17 protein-coding genes are annotated in these 17,900 nt (G+C 69.4%); 7 read left to right on the plus strand and 10 right to left on the minus strand.

Annotation, left to right across the window (positions count from 1 at the left end):
• Positions 1-353: 353 nt before the first annotated feature.
• The 4 genes from ACFONC_RS05865 (at position 354) to ACFONC_RS05880 (ending at position 4,553) form a co-directional block, all read left to right on the plus strand.
• On the plus strand, positions 354-947 hold the full coding sequence (locus tag ACFONC_RS05865; protein WP_386742777.1) for an LOG family protein: 594 nt from the start codon (positions 354-356) through the stop codon (positions 945-947).
• A gap of 246 nt (positions 948-1,193) precedes the next feature.
• The gene (locus ACFONC_RS05870) at positions 1,194-2,435 is read left to right on the plus strand and encodes a TCR/Tet family MFS transporter (RefSeq protein ID WP_386742778.1); all 1,242 of its coding nucleotides are present in this window, start codon (positions 1,194-1,196) and stop codon (positions 2,433-2,435) included.
• Between the two features lie 178 nt (positions 2,436-2,613).
• Entirely contained in the window at positions 2,614-2,799 is a 186-nt protein-coding gene (locus tag ACFONC_RS05875) for a hypothetical protein (RefSeq protein ID WP_386742779.1), read from the plus strand.
• Positions 2,800-3,293: 494 nt separating this feature from the next.
• On the plus strand, positions 3,294-4,553 hold the full coding sequence (locus ACFONC_RS05880; protein WP_386742780.1) for an RNA polymerase sigma factor: 1,260 nt from the start codon (positions 3,294-3,296) through the stop codon (positions 4,551-4,553).
• Between the two features lie 54 nt (positions 4,554-4,607).
• Here the strand turns inward: ACFONC_RS05880 and ACFONC_RS05885 are convergent, their stop codons facing one another.
• Together ACFONC_RS05885 and ACFONC_RS05890 are read right to left on the minus strand one after the other, a co-directional pair.
• Complete coding sequence (locus ACFONC_RS05885) at positions 4,608-5,225, minus strand: YceI family protein (RefSeq protein WP_386742781.1); 618 nt, start codon at positions 5,223-5,225, stop codon at positions 4,608-4,610.
• A gap of 13 nt (positions 5,226-5,238) precedes the next feature.
• A complete protein-coding gene (locus tag ACFONC_RS05890) occupies positions 5,239-5,595 on the minus strand; it encodes a DUF1428 domain-containing protein (RefSeq protein WP_386742782.1) in 357 nt (118 codons plus the stop codon).
• A 177-nt stretch (positions 5,596-5,772) separates the two neighbouring features.
• Here ACFONC_RS05890 and arsC point away from each other — a divergent pair, with 177 nt between their 5' ends.
• Both arsC and ACFONC_RS05900 read left to right on the plus strand, forming a co-directional pair.
• The gene (gene arsC / locus ACFONC_RS05895; protein WP_386742783.1) at positions 5,773-6,141 is read left to right on the plus strand and encodes an arsenate reductase (glutaredoxin); all 369 of its coding nucleotides are present in this window, start codon (positions 5,773-5,775) and stop codon (positions 6,139-6,141) included.
• An 8-nt stretch (positions 6,142-6,149) separates the two neighbouring features.
• Entirely contained in the window at positions 6,150-6,971 is an 822-nt protein-coding gene (locus ACFONC_RS05900; protein ID WP_386742784.1) for an NRDE family protein, read from the plus strand.
• 172 nt (positions 6,972-7,143) lie between these two features.
• Here ACFONC_RS05900 and ACFONC_RS05905 read toward each other — a convergent pair whose 3' ends face one another.
• From ACFONC_RS05905 to ACFONC_RS05935, 7 genes are all read right to left on the minus strand, one after another.
• Positions 7,144-7,560 (minus strand): hypothetical protein, encoded by a 417-nt coding sequence (locus tag ACFONC_RS05905; protein ID WP_386742785.1) that lies wholly within the window; start codon positions 7,558-7,560, stop codon positions 7,144-7,146.
• Between the two features lie 375 nt (positions 7,561-7,935).
• Positions 7,936-8,373, minus strand: coding sequence for a hypothetical protein (locus ACFONC_RS05910; protein ID WP_386742786.1), 438 nt, complete (start codon positions 8,371-8,373; stop codon positions 7,936-7,938).
• A gap of 23 nt (positions 8,374-8,396) precedes the next feature.
• Entirely contained in the window at positions 8,397-8,597 is a 201-nt protein-coding gene (locus tag ACFONC_RS05915) for a PspC domain-containing protein (RefSeq protein ID WP_386742787.1), read from the minus strand.
• A gap of 85 nt (positions 8,598-8,682) precedes the next feature.
• Positions 8,683-9,753 (minus strand): class III poly(R)-hydroxyalkanoic acid synthase subunit PhaC, encoded by a 1,071-nt coding sequence (locus ACFONC_RS05920; protein ID WP_386742788.1) that lies wholly within the window; start codon positions 9,751-9,753, stop codon positions 8,683-8,685.
• 1 nt (position 9,754) lies between these two features.
• The gene (phaE, locus tag ACFONC_RS05925; protein ID WP_386742789.1) at positions 9,755-10,777 is read right to left on the minus strand and encodes a class III poly(R)-hydroxyalkanoic acid synthase subunit PhaE; all 1,023 of its coding nucleotides are present in this window, start codon (positions 10,775-10,777) and stop codon (positions 9,755-9,757) included.
• An 89-nt stretch (positions 10,778-10,866) separates the two neighbouring features.
• On the minus strand, positions 10,867-11,487 hold the full coding sequence (locus tag ACFONC_RS05930) for a CDP-alcohol phosphatidyltransferase family protein (RefSeq protein WP_386742790.1): 621 nt from the start codon (positions 11,485-11,487) through the stop codon (positions 10,867-10,869).
• A gap of 339 nt (positions 11,488-11,826) precedes the next feature.
• A complete protein-coding gene (locus tag ACFONC_RS05935) occupies positions 11,827-13,659 on the minus strand; it encodes a 3-hydroxybutyrate oligomer hydrolase family protein (RefSeq protein ID WP_386742791.1) in 1,833 nt (610 codons plus the stop codon).
• 97 nt (positions 13,660-13,756) lie between these two features.
• Here ACFONC_RS05935 and ACFONC_RS05940 point away from each other — a divergent pair, with 97 nt between their 5' ends.
• A complete protein-coding gene (locus ACFONC_RS05940; RefSeq protein WP_386742792.1) occupies positions 13,757-14,422 on the plus strand; it encodes a response regulator transcription factor in 666 nt (221 codons plus the stop codon).
• 116 nt (positions 14,423-14,538) lie between these two features.
• Here the strand turns inward: ACFONC_RS05940 and ACFONC_RS05945 are convergent, their stop codons facing one another.
• The gene (locus ACFONC_RS05945; protein ID WP_386742793.1) at positions 14,539-17,862 is read right to left on the minus strand and encodes a PAS-domain containing protein; all 3,324 of its coding nucleotides are present in this window, start codon (positions 17,860-17,862) and stop codon (positions 14,539-14,541) included.
• Positions 17,863-17,900 lie beyond the last annotated feature (38 nt).

A 17,900-nucleotide genomic window follows, 5' to 3' on the forward strand; every position in this document is an offset into this window, starting at 1 on the left:
GCCGCCATCCCCGCCCCTTCGCGCCTTCGGCGCGAACCGCCCCCACCTTGGGGGCTGGGGCAAAAGCACACGCTTGCCTTTGATCGTCATTCCCGCGGAAGCGGGAACCCGGCGTCTTTGCCCCACACGCATTCGAGGCGCTGGATGACTCGCTTCGCTCGCCCTGCGGGCTGGCCTGCGGCCGTTCTGCGCGCTTCGCGCTTGTCCCGCCTTCGCGGGGATGACGCCGGAGGGTTGTTTCCCCGTCGGCACTGCTCTGGTGCACACACCTCATTGCGATCGCAACTTCAGCAAGCGCAACACTCCCAGCCCCTAGCCCCCAGCCCCTAGCCCCTAGCCCCTGATCCCGTCCCATGAAAAGCATCTGCGTCTACTGCGGTTCCAACGCCGGCCTCCGCCCGACTTACGCCGAGCGCGCGAAAGCGCTGGGCACGCGGATCGCAAAGGATGGGCTGGCGCTGGTCTACGGCGGCGGCAACGTAGGATTGATGGGCATCGTCGCCGACGCGGTGCTCGAAGGTGGCGGCGAGGTCATTGGCGTGATCCCGCAGCAGCTGGTCGACTGGGAGGTCGCGCATCGCGGGGTGACCAAGCTGGAGGTCGTCGGCTCGATGCACGAACGCAAGGCGCGCATGTTCGACCTGTCCGACGCCTTCGTCGCCCTGCCCGGCGGCTTCGGCACGCTCGACGAGATGTTCGAGATGCTGACCTGGCGCCAGCTCGGCTTGGGCAACAAGCCCTGCGCCTTCCTCGACGTCGACGACTTCTACGACCCGCTGCTGGCGATGATCGACCGCATGGTCGCCGAGCGCTTCCTGCACCCGGACCAGCGCGCCGACCTGTGGCACGGCGACGACATCGACGGCCTGTTCGCCTGGCTGCGCGACTACACGCCGGCGCAGGCCTCCAAGTGGCTGGACGCCAAGCATCGCCGCGAACTGCGCTGACGCGCACCTTCCCCGCATGAACGCCGCCGCATGCGGCGCTGGCGCAGGCTGCACGCCATCGTGTAGCATCGCGCCCCTTGTTCGCCGAGGGGCAGCAACCATGCGGATTGTCGCCAGCACCTGAAGCCTCGCGCTTCCCCTGCCCCACGGGCCGGGTTCGTTTCCATCGTCCCGGCCATCGCCCGGGATCTTCCGTGCATCCGCACCCCGCGTCGGCAAGCCGGCGCATTCCCCGGAAACCATTCCATGCCCCCTGTCGCCTTCCGCGCCAGCAAGGCCGCGATCGCGTTCATCCTTGTCACCGCGATGCTCGACGTCCTGTCGATGGGCATCGTCATCCCCGTCCTGCCGACGCTGATCGAACAGTTCACCGGCTCCAACGCCCGCGCCGGCGTCATCAACGGCTTGTTCGTCGCCCTGTGGGCGCTGATGCAGTTCCTCGCCTCGCCGGTGATCGGCTCGCTGTCCGACCAACATGGCCGGCGCCCCGTCATCCTGATCTCCACCGCCGGCCTGGCGATCGACTACGTGCTCATGGCCCTGGCGCCGGACCTGTGGTGGCTGGCGCTGGGCCGGATCATCGCCGGCGTCACCTCGGCCAGCTTCACCACGGCGTTCGCCTACATGGCCGACATCACCGACCCCGAACACCGCGCGCGCGGCTATGGCCTGATCGGCGCGGCGTTCAGCGCCGGCTTCGTCGCAGGCCCCTTGCTGGGCGGCGTGCTGGGCGAATGGTCGCCGCGCGCGCCGTTCTGGGCGGCAGCGGCCCTCAGTGGCATCGCGTTCCTGTACGGTGCATTCGTGCTGCCCGAATCGTTGCCGCCGGAACGACGCATGGCCTTCTCGTGGAAGCGCGCCAACCCGCTCGGCGCACTGCGCCTGCTGCGTTCGCACCCGGAACTGACCGGACTTGCCGGCGTCAACTTCCTGCTCTACTTCGCCCACCACGTGTTCTCGGCGGTATTCGTGCTCTATGCCGGCTATCGTTACGGCTGGAGCCCCTGGCAGGTCGGCGTGCTGCTGGCGATGGTCGGCGTGCTCGACATGATCGTGCAGGGCACGCTGGTCGGGCCGCTGGTCAAGCGCTTCGGCGATCGCCGGGTGATGATCACCGGACTGTGCTTCGGCGCGGTCGGCATCGCCTGCATGGGCCTGGCGCCGACCGGGCTGCTGTTCACGCTGGCCATGCTGCCCAACGCGCTGTGGGGCCTGGCGATGCCGACCATCCAGTCGCTGATGACCCGACGCGTGTCCGAGTCCGAGCAGGGCCAGCTGCAGGGCGCCAACAACAGCGTCGGCGCGATCGCCGGCGTGTTGTCGCCGCTGTTCTTCGGCGCCGTGTACTCCATCTCGATAGGGCCGGAGGCGTGGTTCCCGCACCCCGGCACCGCGTTCCTGATCGCGTCGCTGGTGCTGTTCGGCGCAGCAATCATCGGCTGGCGCGTGGCGCTGCGCACGCGCGTGGCGACGGCGACCGCGCCCTGAGCTTCACCGCGGTTCAAGATGCGTACCGTTTCCGGTGCGCGCCTTGACGTCGAAGCAACGGGCGGCGGCGGATATTGGCGCCACCTCGTCCGGGTACACGTTGATGCCACGGATCGCAGCAAGCGTCCGGGCATGGGCCGGGCTCCCGGACCGGGCACGAGAATACCGGAGCACCGCAATGAGCAACCACCGCGATCGCAAGGATCTTCCGACCGGGGAAGACAGGAACTGTCCTCCCGAAACGCCCGAACACCGCCAGCACCGCAAGCAGCACGAAAGCGACAACCAGGACGAGGCGCTGGACGAGACCTTCCCGGCCAGCGATCCGATTTCGCCGTTCGTTCCCGCCAAGACGTCCGACTGAGCACGTCAACGACATCGTGTTTCCGGTGATGGGCAACACGTGAGGATGAGCCGCGGCCGCCTGCGCAATCGCGCATCGCCACCGATGAGGTCTCCATGAAGAAGCCGGAGAAATTCGCGCGCTCCGCCGACCTCGCCCGGGAGGCGCGCGAAGCCTGCGCTTCCGACGGCGAACCGAACGCCAACGACACCAGTGAACGTTGACCGGGCCGTTCGCGGTTCCAGCGCCTCGAAAGTTGCCACGCAATTTCTTGCGCCCAGCCGGTGTTCACCGTGCCGCTGTTATGTCGATTCCGGAAACCCTGTTTCGTCATGTCCATTGAAGCGCGACCACCCGCGCCCTTGGGAAACCGACATGTGAACCGACAAGCAGGAAGGGCGCATGCGCTCGCGGACCGCCGCCTGGCCGTAGCCGATCCCTGAGCGGAATGGCGGAATCGACGCGGGCCATGCGGGCCTTGCGCCGCAAAAGCGGGGGTGCTTTGATCCTTCGCCATGACGACAACCGACATCCATCGCACGATCGAGGCGGTGTGGCGCATCGAATCGGCCAAGCTGATCGCCGCGCTCGCGCGCATGGTCCACGACGTAGGTCTGGCCGAGGAACTCGCCCAGGACGCGCTGGTCGCCGCGCTGGAGCGCTGGCCGGAAACGGGCGTGCCCGACAACCCGGCCGCCTGGCTGATGACCACCGCCAAGCGCCGCGCCATCGATCGGCTGCGCCGCAGCAAGCTGCAGTGGAGCAAGCACGCGGAGATCGCCCGCGAACTGGAGGAACAGCAGGACATGGCCGCGTCCGGACTCGACGACAAGCTCGACGACGACATCGGCGACGACCTGCTGCGGCTGGTGTTCACCGCCTGCCATCCGGTGCTGCCACGGGAAGCGCGCGTCGCGCTGACGCTGCGCCTGCTTGGGGGCCTGTCCACCGACGAGATCGCGCGCGCTTTCCTGGTGCCGGAGCCGACCATGGCCCAGCGCATCGTGCGCGCCAAGCGCACGCTGTCGGACAAGCAGGTGCCGTTCGAGGTGCCGCGCGGCGATGACCGTTTCGAACGCCTGGCCTCGGTGCTCGAAGTGATCTACCTCGTCTTCAACGAAGGCTATGCGGCGACCGCCGGCGACGACTGGCTCCGTCCTGGCCTGTGCGATGAAGCGTTGCGCCTGGGCCGCATCCTCGCCGGACTGATGCCGCGCGAACCGGAGGTACACGGACTGCTGGCGCTGATGGAGCTGCAGGCCTCGCGCAGCAGGGCGCGCGTCGGGCCGAACGGTGAACCGGTGCTGCTGTCGGACCAGAACCGCGCCCGCTGGGACCAGTTGCTGATCCGCCGCGGACTGGCCGCGCTCGAACAGGCATCGAAGCTCGGCGGTGCTCGCGGACCCTATGCGTTGCAGGCCGCGATCGCCGCGTGCCATGCCCGCGCCGCCAGCGTCGAAACGACCGACTGGCCGCGCATCGTCGCGCTCTACGACACGCTCGCCGAAACGATGCCGTCGCCGGTGGTGGAACTCAACCGCGCGGTGGCGGTATCCATGGCATCCGGCCCCGCCGCCGGACTCGCCGCGGTGGACGCGCTGGCCGGCGAGCGCGCGTTGCAGCATTACCACCTGCTGCCGAGCGTACGCGGGGAACTGCTGCACAAGCTCGACCGCCGTGCCGAGGCGCGCATCGAGTTCGAGCGCGCCGCCGGGATGACGCGCAACGCACGCGAACGCGAGCTACTGCTGGCCAAGGCGCGCGACTGCGCCTAGAAGGCGCCCCGCGTCCGGCAAGCTGGACGGGCCCTCCCCCACCGGCAGCCGCGGCTACCGTGCGGGCGCGGCCGTCGTCTCCTGCGCGATCGCCTCAACCTGGATCCGCAACGTTACCGCCATGCTGAAACCGTAGTCCTTGCCGGCAGGCATGCCGAACTCGTCGCGCTGGATCGTCGCCAGCGCATCCGCGCCGCACAGCTCGCGCTTGAGCACCGGATGCGGCATGCACTTGAAACTGTTGATCTTCAGTTCGACCGGGCGGGTCACCCCGTGAAGCGTCAGTTCGCCGACCACCCGCGTGGGCTTGCCGTCGACGAAGCCTTCCAGCCGGCCGCTGTAGGTCGCCTGCGGATACTTCGCTACATCGAACAGCTCCGCGCCCCGCGCGTGCTCATTGAGCGCGTCGTGGCCGAAGTCGATGCTTGCCGTGTCGATGGCCACCTCCACCGACCCGGTACCCGCAGCCCTGTCGAGCGCTACCTTGCCACTGCTGTGGTTGAACTTGCCGCGCCACACGGACAGTCCCGCCAGGTGGTCGGCCTCGAAGCTGGGAAAGGTGTGTTCGGGATCGATGTCGTAGTGGACCGTGGCCGCCGCGGCGGTACCGCCAACAGCAAGCAGCGCCGCAAGCACCGACAGCCCGGGAACGAAGCGGAATCGAATGGCCATTGCCTTATCCTCCCTACAGTTCCACGAAAGTCTTGAACCCGCCCCAGATCATGCGCTTGCCATCGAACGGCATGCTCTTCGGGTCCATCCCGGCGAGGCGCGGGTCGGCCATCACCTGCTTGTTGATGCGGTCACGCTGCGCGCGCGACTTGTAGACGATCCAGGAGAACACCACGACTTCGCCGGGCTTGAGCTTGACGCTCTGCGGGAACGAGGTGTGCTTGCCCGGCTGGACGTCATCGGCGACGCACTCGACGTACTCCAGCGCACCGTACTCCTTCCAGATCGCCCCGGCCTTGCGGGCCAGGCGGCGGTAGGCAGCCAGGTTCTGCTCCGGAACGGGAACTACGAAACCGTCGACGTAACTCATGTTTGGCTCCTCTCTGCGGGTTGGCGGGTGCCGGCGATGACCGCCGGATTGCCCGGATTCCACTGGACGACGAGCGTGGCGGGCGGAAATCGACACTTCTCGACCACGACGGCTCGCATTCATCACCATCCCGTCCGACACTATCTCCTGCTCCCCGACCACGAGAGGCGAAAATCCATGGCGACGCCCGACATCACCATCTACCACAACCCCGCCTGCGGCACTTCGCGCACCACGCTTGGCCTGATTCGCGACGCCGGCATAGAGCCGCGGGTGATCGAGTACCTCAAGGATCCGCCCGACCGGGCCACCCTTACCGGCCTGATCGCCAAGATGGGCGTGCCGGTGCGTGAGGTGCTGCGGACCAAGGCCGAACCCTATGCCGAACTCGGCCTCGACGACCCGGCCCTGGGCGACGACGCGCTGATCGACGCGATGCTGGCGCACCCGATCCTGATCAACCGGCCAATCGTGGTGACTCCGCTTGGCGCGCGCCTGTGCCGGCCGGCGGACAGCGTGCTCGAGCTGTTGCCTGCGAAGGGCTGAACCGGACGATGTGCCTGATCGCCCTCGCCTGGCGCGTGCACCCGCGCTTCCCGCTGGCGCTGATCGCCAACCGCGACGAAGCCCACGCGCGGCCGACCGCGGCAGCAGGCTTCGACCCGGACGCGCCGGATGTCTACGGCGGGCGTGACCTCGTCCAGGGCGGCGGCTGGCTGCAGGTTTCCACGCGCGGCCGGCTGGCTGCGGTGACCAACGTGCGCGCCGGCATCGCCCACGAAGACGCGCCGCGCTCGCGCGGTGCGCTGGTGCGCGATTTCGTCCGCGGTGAAAGCTTGGCCGGCGCGTCCCTGCAGGCGCTCGCGCCGGTGGCGGCCGAGTTCGGGCGCTTCAACCTGCTGGCCTGGGACGGGGATGGCCTGGCGTTCGCCAGTAATCACCCGGGGTTTGCCAACTTCACGGTGGAGCCCGGGCTGCATGCGATGTCGAACGGCGCGTTCGATGCGCCCTGGCCGAAAAGCGCGCATGCGACGCGGGCGCTGGAGGCCTGGTTGCGCTCTCCTGCCGCGTCGGCGCCGGCGATGCCCGATATCGATGCGCTGGCACCGCTGCTCGATGCGTTGGCGGATGTCCGTGTCGCGCCGGATGAAGCGCTTCCCGATACCGGCGTCGGGCTTGAACTGGAGCGGATGCTGTCGCCGGCGTTCGTGCGCGATGCGCGCTACGGCACGCGCTGCAGCAGCGTGGTGCTGGTCGGCGAGGAGGGAATCGTGTTCGCCGAGCGCCGCTTCGGGCCCGATGCGGTGCAGCTGGGAGAGAGCGTGGTCAATCTCCCGCTGGCCGGCGAGGCCCGGCCTTGGAGAAGCCCGGGATAACACCTGTCATCCCCGCGAAAGCGTGGGCGCAGCGACTTCAGGCCCGCGAAGCGCAAAGGCACTGGATGACTGCTTCGCTCGCCCTGCGGGCCGGCCTGCGGCCGTTCTGCGCGCTTCGCGCTTGTCCCGCTTTCGCGGGAATGACGATCGGAAGCGATTAATCGGAGTTTCCCTAGCTGGAGCTGGCAATACAACGCGCCGGCGCATCGTTGACCACTTCCTGCTCCCAGCCGTTCTCCGCGCGCACGGCCACCGTGCCGCCGATGCAGGCGCGCACTTCGCCGTCGCGACGGGCGCCGCTGGGACCTGGCAGGCTCACCGGTTCGAGCGTGGGCAGTGGTTTGGCCGGCGCAGGCTGCTTCGCAGTGGCCGTGGCCTGCACGGAGCCAGCTTCAACGGCGGCCGGCGCCTTGCCGTTCTCGTCTGCCGCAGCCGCTTCAGTGGCGTCGGCCGTGGGCTCATCCACGTCGCTGCCTCCGAACAGCACCGCGCCCAGTCCGTTGGCGACCAGTACGCCCACCGCAACCGCCAGCGCGATCGGCAGGAAGAACGACCATGGTGTCAGCGCCCGGAACTCGTCTAGGTTCATCACCGCCCTCCCCTCGCCCGCCGCGCGTGCGCTGGCAAGAGCCTAGCGCACGCCCTGGACAGGCGCATTCACATCGGCGGAAGAAGATGCGGGCAGTTGCAGGCACATCCTCCAGCATTGGTTCCGGCATCGCGCGCAGGCGATTGAACGCAAAGGGAGGCAGCGAGTTTGCAACGCACAAAAGTAGAAGGCCCAGTCTTCCGGATTTCTCCGATCGGCTGAGCCTTCTGTTGCCGAAGCGATTGCTTCCGGCTTTCGCCTTCCGCTTTTTCTTCGACGCAAGCAGGTTATCGCGATGGCCGTTAGCAGGATGTAAAACAGGCCGACCGTTCGTCGGCACGTCGTCGGCACGTCGCCAGGCGCGATGCGTGGCGTTCACCACGGCCACCATCCATGCCCTAGGCCTGCATAGCGATCGGCCGCGCGCTCGAAGCGGTTGCGCGCACTGATGCCGCCGCACAGCAGGTACAGCGGCAGGAACAACGGGCCGAGCACCATGTACTGGTAGACGTGCGCGCGCTCGTGATCGGCAAGTACGATCGACGGCTCGTTCGCGTGGCCTGCGTTGTGTGCGTAGGTCATGCACGGCGAGTCGAGCGATTCGCCCGTATGCAGGATCACGTTGCCCAGCGTGATCGCGCCACCAGGTCCCCATGGCCAGTCGTGGAAGACAATCGCAAGCTCGCGTCCGCGCACGTGCACGTGCGCACCGAATGGCAGGCCGATCAAGCCAAGCAGCAACCCGGCGACGGTGTTGGGCAGCGTCCACGCCACTCCCAGCAATTGCAGGGCGCGCAGCACGATGCGCGGCATGCCAGGCTCGGCATGCGCTGCGTTCAATCGTTGCCTTCGGGCATCAGCAGCCACAGGATCAGGTACACCAGGATGCCGGGGAAAGCGGCCGACGCGACGGACACGATGACATAGATCGCCCGCAGCAGCGTCGAGTTCCAGCCATAGCGATGGGCGATGCCACCGACGACGCCGGCCAGGACGCGGTCGTTGATCGATCGGGCAAAGGGTTTCGGTTCGCTCATCGTCGGGAAGGCGCTGGGAGGACGAAAGCGAGTCTAGCCTGGCTTGCGTTAAGCGGCGTCGACACGGACGTGCCCGGCGGAACCTTCAGCCTGAACGCCTTGCCAGCCATTCATGGATGGTGCCGGGCACTTCCTTCTGCGCGCGGCCGGAGACGTAGATGCCGATGTGGCCGCCGCGGAACGACAGTTCCGAATAGTCCTTGCTGCCGACCAGCTCCTTCAGCCGCTTCGACGCCGCCGGCGGCACCAGGTGATCCTGTTCGGCGTAGATGTTGAGCACCGGCATCTCGACCAGGCCGAGGTGCACCTCACGGTCGCCGATCACGATGCCGCCGTTGACGAAACCGTTGGCCTGGTAGAACTGCTTGACGAACTGCCGGAACGCCTCGCCGGCCTGGCCGGGCGAATCGAAGATCCACTTCTCCATGCGCAGGAAATCCTCGACCTTGCGCTTGTCGTCAAGGATGTCGACCAGCCCGACGTACTTCTGCGCGAACAGCCGCCACGGCTTGAGCGTCAGGTAGCACAGGTTCATCAGGTCGGCCGGCACGTTGCCGAGCGTGTCGACGAACAGGTCCACGTCCATGCCGCGGGTCCAGTTCGACAGCATGTTGTCGTCGGTGTGGAAGTCAACCGGCGTCACCATCGTGACCAGGTTGCGCACCTTGTCCGGATGCAGCGATGCATAGCACAGCGAGAACGCGCCGCCCTGGCAGATGCCGAGCAGGTTGATCGCGTCCAGGCCGTGTGCGTCGCGCAGATGGTCGACGGCGCCGCCGAGGAAGCGCTCGATGTAGTCCTCGAGCGTAAGGAAACGATCGGAACGATCGGCGTAGCCCCAGTCGATGATGTAGACGTCCTCGCCGCGCGCCAACAGGTTGCGCACGATCGACTTGTCCGCCTGCAGGTCGACCATGTACGGGCGGTTGACCAGCGCGTAGCTGATCAGCAGCGGCACCTTCGCGGTGGGCTTGCCTTCGCCCTTGTAGCGATACAGCACGACCTTGCCGTCGCGCCAGACTTCTTCCTTTTCGGTCGCGCCGTAGTCGACGTCGTCGACATCGCGCAGCGTGTCCAGGCCGGCGACGAGTTTCCGCTGGAATGCGGCGGCTTCGGCCGCGAGGCGATCCGGGGTGATGTCGAGCGGTCCGGTCATGTCAGCGCTTCCCCTTCGCGGTCTTCGTGGCGGCTTGCTTCTTCACCGCCGCTGGCTTCTTCGCGACGGATTTCTTCGCAGCAGGCTTGTTCGCAACAGCCTTCTTTGCCGCGGGTTTCCTTGCCGAAGGCCTTTTCGCGGCGGGGCTGGTTTGTGCGCTCCCGATGCCGTCACGCAAACGCCGCACCTGCCGCTCCAGCTCCACGATCTTGCGATGCGCGCCATCGAGCTCGGTTCGCGTGGGCATGCCGAACAGCGCGCTGGCCTGCTCCACCTCGCGCTGCACGCCGCCGCGCAGGCGCATCTGCGCATCGACCAGCTTGCCGTAGACCTCGCGGAACCCGTGCGACAGCGCGATCTTCGCGTAGGCGTCCTCGGCTGCGTCCACCCACAGGTCGAACAGCGCCCGCGCCGACTGGATCTGCCGCCCCGGTTCCTCGCGCTCGGCGAGCTTGTCCTCGAAGATCGCGAAAGCATCACGCGTGGCTTCCTGCATCAGCGCGTCGTATGCCTGCGTGCACTGCTGGTAGTCGGCCATCGCCAGTGCCAGCCGCTGCCAGCGTTCCTGGTGCTCGCGGGCGAAGCCGAACGTCGGCGTGCGCAGCCATGACAGGGCTTCACCCCGCAGGCCGTCCAGGTACGGTCGGGCCTGTTCGAACCACTGCTCGAAACCCTGCAGCCCCGGCCCGCGCATGCCGCGCATCAGGTCGGCGAAGGGATTGCCGCCGGCCGACTCCATCGCCCGCTTCCACGCCGCGGCGACCTCGGCCGCGCTGGCCTGCCCGCCGCCAAACTGCGCGGCAACCTGCTGCATCTGCCCGAACCACTGCCCCGCCTGCGCATTGAAGCGTTCGAACGTGTCGTTGCCTCCGGAGGGGCTCCCCTGCGCGGCACGACTCCACCAGTCCAGCGCTGCCTGCCACGGCTGCGTGCCCGCCTGCCCGGCGCCCGGCGACGCACTGCGCAGGGCGTCGCCCCAGGCATTCCAGTACTGGCGTGCCAGGGCCTCGAAATCGCCTGGCATCGCTCCTCCACCCTGCCCGCTGTCGCGCATCACCTTCCTCCCGGATCAGGCCACGATCATAGCAACGCAACGATGACCGTTTCGGCGGTTCAGGGCTTGGGGATCCGCAGGGTCTTGCTGATCATCAGCGTTCCCGACAGCGCGTACACCAGCACCAGCGGATGCAGCTGCCACGGACCGACCTGCCATACCCCGAACCACAGGTCGCCGCCGATGCGGCCCACGTATGCGGCCACGCCAAGCAGGATGACGATCGCCAGGCTGGTCGGGATCGGCGTGCCCTCGAAGTACTTCACCTTGTCGCCGCCGTCGGCCAGGGTCTCGGCGGTGACGTTGTAGCGCGCCAGCCGGCTGACGCCGCAGCCGACGAAGTAGCTCAGCACCACCCAGTCCCAGCCGCCCTGCAGGCCGCAGGCGTAGCCCAGCGCCGCAGGAGCGACGCCGAACGAGATCACGTCGGCCAGCGAGTCCAGCTCGCGCCCCAGCGTGGAGGCGACCTTGCGCCAGCGCGCGATGCGCCCGTCGAGGGCGTCGAAGATGAAGGCCAGCGGGATCAGCGCCATGCCCACGACCAGGTCGCGGACCACACCCTCCTGCAGGAAGCGCATCGCCGCGAAGATCGCGCCGGTCCCGCAGAACGCATTGGCCAGCGTGAACCAGTCGGCGAGCTGGAACTCGCGCAGCATCGAGAAATGGCGGGGGCGCTGCATGGTCGATTCCTGGTCAAAGGAGTCGACAGGCTGCCAGATCCCGCGTGGCGGCGTGATGCAGGCCGTCTTGCCAGCCCGTGCAGGAGCGGCGGAAGCCGCGAGCTCTTGCCCCTCCCCCTGCGAAGGCAGGGGGAGGCTGGGAGGGGGTTGTCACGGTTCACAGCGATCCCGAAGACACCCCTCCCCAACCCGTCCGGCCCGCCAGCGCAGCTGGCGGTCGTTCGTCGGCGCGCGAGCCGATGGCTCGCAAGCGCACCTCCTCACCCCCTGCCTTCGCAGGGGAGGGAACTGAAAGCTCGCGGCTTCCGCTGCTCCTACAGGGACTCGCGCGGAGCCAGATTACCGAGGGATCGCCAGGTTCGCCGCCTCCAGCGCCTTGCCCGCGCCGCGCGGCGTGGTGGCGATCACTGCGTCCGCCGGCAACGGCGCATTACCGTCGAGGTATGCATCAACCCGGTCCAGCGCGGCGTACACGTACGGCAGCGACGGCACGTAGCGCGCGGCATAGTCGGGGAAACCCAGGAAGGCGTCGAAATGTTCGGCGTTCTCCACCTGCCAGTAGCGCACCTCGCGGCCGGCGGCCTGCGCCGCGGCCACGTAGGGCGCACTGCTGAAGGCGGGCGGGATCAGGCCGTCGTCTAGGCCGTGAACCACAATCACCGGCAACCCTTCGCGCGGCAGCGAGGCGCGGGTTTCGGCAATGCCCTGGCGCACGCGGTCTGCGTCGCCGCCCTGCCCGTCCCACAGCGCGCGCAGGCACTGCAGGCCCGGCAGGGTGAGATCCGGCGGCACGACCTTGCTGTCGATGATGCCGACGCCGTTGCCCGGCGGGATGCCGGCCGCGTCCGGCCACCATGCGGCGCGCTCTTCGGCGGTCGCTGCACGCGTGCTGAAGTCAGCGTTCTGCGCGGAGAAGCCGTAGCCGCAGGGATGCTCGCCAACGCCGTAGCGGCCGTACGCCGAGGCGTAGGTCACCGCCACCGAGCGCCACAGGTCGAAGCCGCTCGACGCCGCGCCCGAACGCTGCGCCTCGTCGGTCCAACCGTTGGCACGCATCGTGTCGTACGCCGACTTCGCCTGCTCGGCGACGCTGTCGCCGCTGACCAGCCCCGCCGCCTTCAGCGACGCGCAGCGCAGCGCCCACAGCGGCTCGACCTGCGCGCGCATCGGCGGCTGCGCCATCGATTCCGGCGCCAGGTGCAGCAGCGCGCAGGGCTGTAGCAGCGCGGCCTCGGTGGCGAAGTCGTAGAGCGGGCGCCCGCCCTCGACGAACACGTTCGGTTCGCCCGCGACCACCGCGTCCAGCCAGTCGCCGTCCAGTTCGGCCGCGCGCAGCACCGCGCCGCCGCCGTTGGAGATGCCGACCGCGATCACCCGCGTGTTGTCGAAGGTGAACGGCGCGGCATCCGGCACGGCTTCGTCCAGCGCATGCAGCGCGAACTGCGCCGCCTGCTTCACGTGCCGGCCCCAGTCGGCCTCCGGGTTGTCCTTTGAGTGTGCGTGCTTGACCGCCACGCCGCTGGCAGCGACCGGCGCATCCGGTTCGAAAGCCAGCTCGCCATCGCCGAGCGCACCGGTGGTGCCGTCGGCACGCACGCCGACCTGCGCGTCGAGATCGAAATAGTCGGTGCCCGCGCCCTTGTCGGTGTAGGCGACCGCGCACCCCTTCGGCAGTCCCCACGCACCAGCGATGGAAATCGCGCCGTACACGCCGCGCGAACCGGATGCCGGCGCAACCACGACGCAGCGGCGCGACGCGTCGAACGCATCCGGCACCTGCACCAGCACCCGGTGCGGCTGGCTCGCGCCCTCCACCTTCACCAGCGCCGAGAACTCGCGCCCCGGAACTGCAACCGTGGTGCCGTACAACGTGCCGTAGCCGCCACCCGGAGCGAGGTCGGCAATGCCGCGCCAGTTGCTCCAGATCGCGCGGCGACGCAACTCGGCGGCGGTGGGATGCGCGGCATCGGCGAACGCCGGCGGCACCATCGCGCGCAGGCCGTCGAGGCCGAGGCCGGCGGTCAGCAGGTCGTCGCTGCCGCGGTGGTCGCTGCTGCGTTCGGACGTGAACATCGGAGCCTCCGTGGCGCTGCGCTGGGGGCCGCTGGCGCAGGCGCCGAGCAGCAGGGCGAGGGACAGGGCGGTGGCGGCATTCGCAGGAATCCTGATCATGCCGCGACAGTAGCAAGCCCTGGCGTTGGGATCATCGTACTTTGGTACCAGTGCGCGGCGGCCCGCCGGCGCCCGGATTCCTGCGAGAATCGCAGCAATGCCCACGCTGCTGATCGCCGACGACCACCCGCTGTTCCGCGCCGCCCTGCGCCAGGCCGCGGCCGACGCCATGGACGCGCTGCAGGTGCGCGAGGCCGACTCGCTGGAAAGCGTGCTGGCCGCGCTCGACGTCGAACCGGGGATCGACCTGGTCCTGCTCGACCTGCACATGCCCGGCAACCATGGCCTGGCCGGGCTGGCCGCGATCCGCGCGCAGTATCCGGGCGTGGCGGTGATCGTGGTCTCGGCCAACGACGACCCGCGCGTGGTGCGGCGCGCACTCGACCACGGCGCCGCCGGCTACCTGCCCAAGAGCGCGGGGCTGGACGACCTGCGCGACGCGATCCGCAGCGTGATGGCCTGCGAACAGTGGCTACCGACGTCGCTGCGCGCGGCGGTGACGCGGGCGCAGTCCTCGGCCGACGACAGCGCCCTGGCTGCGCGGTTGGCCAGCCTGTCGCCGCAGCAGTTCCGGGTGCTTGTGCTGGTCGCCGAAGGCCTGCTCAACAAGCAGATCGCCGACCGCCTCGACGTGCAGGAACGCACGGTGAAGGCGCACCTGTCCGCGATCTTCGACCGCCTCGGCGTACGCAACCGCACCCAGGCCGGCGTGGTGCTGCGCGAACTCGAACTCAGCGACCCGGCGCGCCACCTGGAGCCGTAGGTCGGGGCTACGCCCCCGACACCCCGCGGCCATGAATCACCCCACGCACATCCGGCATCCGATCGCACGTGCATCACCTCCGGAGCGCTCGCGGGTGTCGGGGGCGTAGCCCCGACCTACGCGGCGCGGGCGGCAAGCAGGCGGTCGAGGACGGACTTGAGCGCCAGCGGCTTGAGCGGCTTGGACAGCAGTGGCAGGCCGGCTTCGTGCACGGCGCGGCGGACCGCGTCACTGCCGTCGGCGCTGAGGATCAGCGCAGGCTGCGCACCGAAGCGCCTCGCCAGCCTCGCATGCAGCGCCGCTCCGGTGTCTCCGTCGTCGAGGTGATAGTCGAACAGCCACAGCGAGGCATCGTTCGCCGCCATCGCCGCTTCCGCGGCGTCGCCATCGACCGCCGCGTCGACCTCGCAGCCCCACCCCTCCAGCAGCGCGCGCAGCGACTGCAGCGCCGCCGGTTCGTTGTCGACGATCAGCACGCGGATGCCGGCAATGCCCTTCTTCGCACCGCCCGCCGCAGGCTCACGCGTCGCGGCGCGCGGCACCGCCAGCGCGAACACCGTCCCGTGGCCAACGCGACTGCGCAGCGTCAGCGGCGCCTGCAGCAGTTGCGCAATACGGTCGGCGATCGCCAAGCCCAGCCCCAGGCCCTGCCCGGCCGCACCGTCGCCGCGCCGGAACTCCTCGAAGATCGCCGCCTGCTGCGCCGGCTCGATGCCCGGGCCTGTGTCGTGCACCTCGATCCGCAGCGCGTCGCCGGCGCGGCGCACGCCGAGCAGGACGCCGCCACTTGCCGTATAGCGCACCGCGTTGGCGAGGAAATTCTGCAGCACCCGGCGCAGCAGTTGCGGGTCGCTACGCACCCAGGCGGCCGTCGGCACGCAGTCGAACTGCAGGCCGCGCTCGGCGGCCAGCGCGCGGAACTCCGAGGCCAGCGGCTCCAGCACTTCGGCCAGCGGAAACTCGCGCGGCTGCGGCACCAGCCCGCCGGCTTCCAGGCGCGACATGTCGAACAGCCCGGTCAACAGATCAGTAGTGGAGTCCAGCGCGCCGCGCACCTGGCGCACCGCCTCGCGCTGCGCGGGATTGGCGATCTGCTGCGAGAGCGTGTCGGTGAACAGATGCGCCGCGTGCAGCGGCTGCATCAGGTCGTGGCCGATCGCGGTGAGGAAGCGGCTCTTCGCATCGTTGGCGTGCTCGGCCTCGCGCTTGGCCGATTCGAGCAGCGCGGTGCGTTCGCCGACGCGCTGCTCCAGCGTCTCGTTGGCCTGGCGCAGGCCACGCTCGACGCTGCGGAAATCGGTGACGTCGGTGTAGGTGGCGACAAAGCCACCGCCGGGCATCGGGTTGCCACGGATCTCGACGATGCTGCCGTCGGGCATCACCCGCTCGGTCAGGTGCGGGCTGCCCGCGCGCATGAAGGCCAGGCGCCGCTGCAGCGCAGCTTCGAGGTCGCCGCCGGGCGGCAGCCGGGACAGCGCCCAGCGACTGAGGTCGGCGATCGGGCGGCCGATCTGCAGCAGCTGCGGCGGGAAATCGAACAGCTCCGCGTAGCGCCGGTTCCACGCCACCAGCCGCAGCTGCGCGTCGACCACGCTGATGCCCTGGCTCATGTTCTCCAGCGCGCCTTCGAGCACGCGCTGGTTGAAGCGCAGGTCCTGCGAGGCCTCGCCGACGATCGCGGCGACGGTGTCCAGATCCGGCCCCGCCTGGCGGCGCGCGGCATCGAGCAGCAGTCGCGCCGAGGCGCTGCCGAGCACCGCGGCCAACTCGCGTTCGAGCCGCGCTTCGATGCGCGCCGGCACCGGCCCGGCTGCAGGCGCACCGGCCAGCAGCTCGTCGACGCTGCGCGCCGGCAGGAAGCGCCGCCCCGCGCCGCGCAACGTGCGCAGGTCCGAGCCGCGCGTGGCGTGGCGATCGGGCGCCACGCGCACCGTCGCCGCCAGGGTCGTCGCCAGCGTGCCGAAGAACAGGCTCGCGCCCACAGCGCGCCCGAGCCGGCTCCAGCCCGTCAGGCCAAACAGTCCATCGGGCGACAGCCACGCCATGCCCAGCGGCCCGCGCTGCAGCCAGCCCGCGTCGCCGCCGGTCGCCGCTACCCACATCGGCACCAGCATCACCCAGGCCCACACCGCGAAGGCGACGACGATGCCGACGGTCGCCGCGCGCGCCGGCGTCTGCGGCCGCCACACCGCGAACGCCAGCGCCGGCACCAGCGTCGCCAGTGCCGAAAACGACACCGCGCCCACGTCCGCCAGCGCGTCGCTGCCGGCGATCTGGCGGCTGTAGGCCCAGGCCAGCAGCATGGTCGCGGCGATGCCCACGCGCCGCAGCAGCAGCACGTCGCCGCGCCGGTCGCCGTCGTCGCCGCCGTGCGACCACGCCCCGCGCAGCAGGCCCGGCGCGAACCAGTGGTTGCCGATCATCAGGCTCAGCGTCAGCGTGCTCACCACCACCATGCCGGTGGCAGCACTCAGGCCACCGAGGAAAGCGAACAGCGCGACACCTTCATGGCCACGCGAGAACGGCAGCGCCAGCGCGTACATGTCCGACGGCACGCTGTCGCCGAGCAGCGCGGTGCCCGCGCGCGCCAGTGGCAGCGCCGGCAGCGCGATCAGCAGCAGGTACAGCGGGAACTGCCAGCGCGCGGTGCGCACGTCGCCCTCGTCACGGCATTCGACGACGCCGACGTGGAACTGGTGCGGCAGGATGAACATCGCCAGCGCGCCCAGCAGCACCAGCGGCGCGAAACCGTCGGTCGTCTGCTGCGAGATCGGCGGCGGCGCCTCCGGCAGCGCACCCAGCCCGAACCAGACGAACGCGCCCAGCGCCAGCATCGCCACCAGCTTGAACATCGACTCGAACGCGATCGCCAGCACCAACCCGCGGTTGTGCTCGACCGCACTCGCGCGCCGGGTGCCGAACAGCATCGCGAACAGCGCCATCGCCAGTGCCACGTACAGCGAGCCGTCGCGCCACAGCGACACGTCGCCGCGCGCACCGTCGCCGGTCAGGGTGACGAAGCTCATCGTCACCGCCTTGAGCTGCAGCGCGATGTAGGGGATGAGGCCGAGTGCGGCGACCAGCGTCACCACCGCAGCCAGCCACGCGTCCTTGCCCAGGCGCGTGGCGATCAGGTCGGCAAGCGAGGTCGCGTTGGTCTCTCGCGCCAGCCGCACCAGGCGGACCATGAAGGCCACGGCGAGCGCGTAGAAGGCGATCGCACCGAGGAAGGTCGGTGGCAGCGGCCAGCCGTAGCGGGCGGCCTGGGTGACCGTGCCGTAGAACGACCACGACGTGCAGTGCACCGCCAGCGACAGCGCGTACACGTGTCGCCAGTGCCGCGCCAGCACCGCAGGATGGCGCTCGCCGTACAGCGCGGTGCCGAACATCACCCCCAGCCACAGCACCGCGGCCAGCACCACGACGCCGATGCTCAGCATCGGCGCGGTCCTGGTGTTGCCGGCGATGTCAGGCAGTG

Source organism: Luteimonas soli, assembly GCF_042648865.1.
GTDB classification, from domain to species: Bacteria; Pseudomonadota; Gammaproteobacteria; order Xanthomonadales; family Xanthomonadaceae; genus Luteimonas; species Luteimonas soli.

What these genes read in the sequence shown, in the direction of transcription:
- arsC (WP_386742783.1), top strand. Translation starts at nt 5,773, where the DNA reads ATGGCGACGCCCGACATCACCATCTACCACAACCCCGCCTGCGGCACT.
- ACFONC_RS05935 (WP_386742791.1), bottom strand. Translation starts at nt 13,659, where the DNA reads ATGATCAGGATTCCTGCGAATGCCGCCACCGCCCTGTCCCTCGCCCTG.
- ACFONC_RS05915 (WP_386742787.1), bottom strand. Translation starts at nt 8,597, where the DNA reads ATGAGCGAACCGAAACCCTTTGCCCGATCGATCAACGACCGCGTCCTG.
- ACFONC_RS05910 (WP_386742786.1), bottom strand. Translation starts at nt 8,373, where the DNA reads ATGCCGCGCATCGTGCTGCGCGCCCTGCAATTGCTGGGAGTGGCGTGG.
- ACFONC_RS05940 (WP_386742792.1), top strand. Translation starts at nt 13,757, where the DNA reads ATGCCCACGCTGCTGATCGCCGACGACCACCCGCTGTTCCGCGCCGCC.
- ACFONC_RS05930 (WP_386742790.1), bottom strand. Translation starts at nt 11,487, where the DNA reads ATGCAGCGCCCCCGCCATTTCTCGATGCTGCGCGAGTTCCAGCTCGCC.
- ACFONC_RS05885 (WP_386742781.1), bottom strand. Translation starts at nt 5,225, where the DNA reads ATGGCCATTCGATTCCGCTTCGTTCCCGGGCTGTCGGTGCTTGCGGCG.
- ACFONC_RS05890 (WP_386742782.1), bottom strand. Translation starts at nt 5,595, where the DNA reads ATGAGTTACGTCGACGGTTTCGTAGTTCCCGTTCCGGAGCAGAACCTG.
- ACFONC_RS05920 (WP_386742788.1), bottom strand. Translation starts at nt 9,753, where the DNA reads ATGACCGGACCGCTCGACATCACCCCGGATCGCCTCGCGGCCGAAGCC.
- ACFONC_RS05905 (WP_386742785.1), bottom strand. Translation starts at nt 7,560, where the DNA reads ATGAACCTAGACGAGTTCCGGGCGCTGACACCATGGTCGTTCTTCCTG.
- ACFONC_RS05900 (WP_386742784.1), top strand. Translation starts at nt 6,150, where the DNA reads ATGTGCCTGATCGCCCTCGCCTGGCGCGTGCACCCGCGCTTCCCGCTG.
- phaE (WP_386742789.1), bottom strand. Translation starts at nt 10,777, where the DNA reads ATGCCAGGCGATTTCGAGGCCCTGGCACGCCAGTACTGGAATGCCTGG.
- ACFONC_RS05875 (WP_386742779.1), top strand. Translation starts at nt 2,614, where the DNA reads ATGAGCAACCACCGCGATCGCAAGGATCTTCCGACCGGGGAAGACAGG.
- ACFONC_RS05945 (WP_386742793.1), bottom strand. Translation starts at nt 17,862, where the DNA reads ATGCTGAGCATCGGCGTCGTGGTGCTGGCCGCGGTGCTGTGGCTGGGG.
- ACFONC_RS05880 (WP_386742780.1), top strand. Translation starts at nt 3,294, where the DNA reads ATGACGACAACCGACATCCATCGCACGATCGAGGCGGTGTGGCGCATC.
- ACFONC_RS05865 (WP_386742777.1), top strand. Translation starts at nt 354, where the DNA reads ATGAAAAGCATCTGCGTCTACTGCGGTTCCAACGCCGGCCTCCGCCCG.
- ACFONC_RS05870 (WP_386742778.1), top strand. Translation starts at nt 1,194, where the DNA reads ATGCCCCCTGTCGCCTTCCGCGCCAGCAAGGCCGCGATCGCGTTCATC.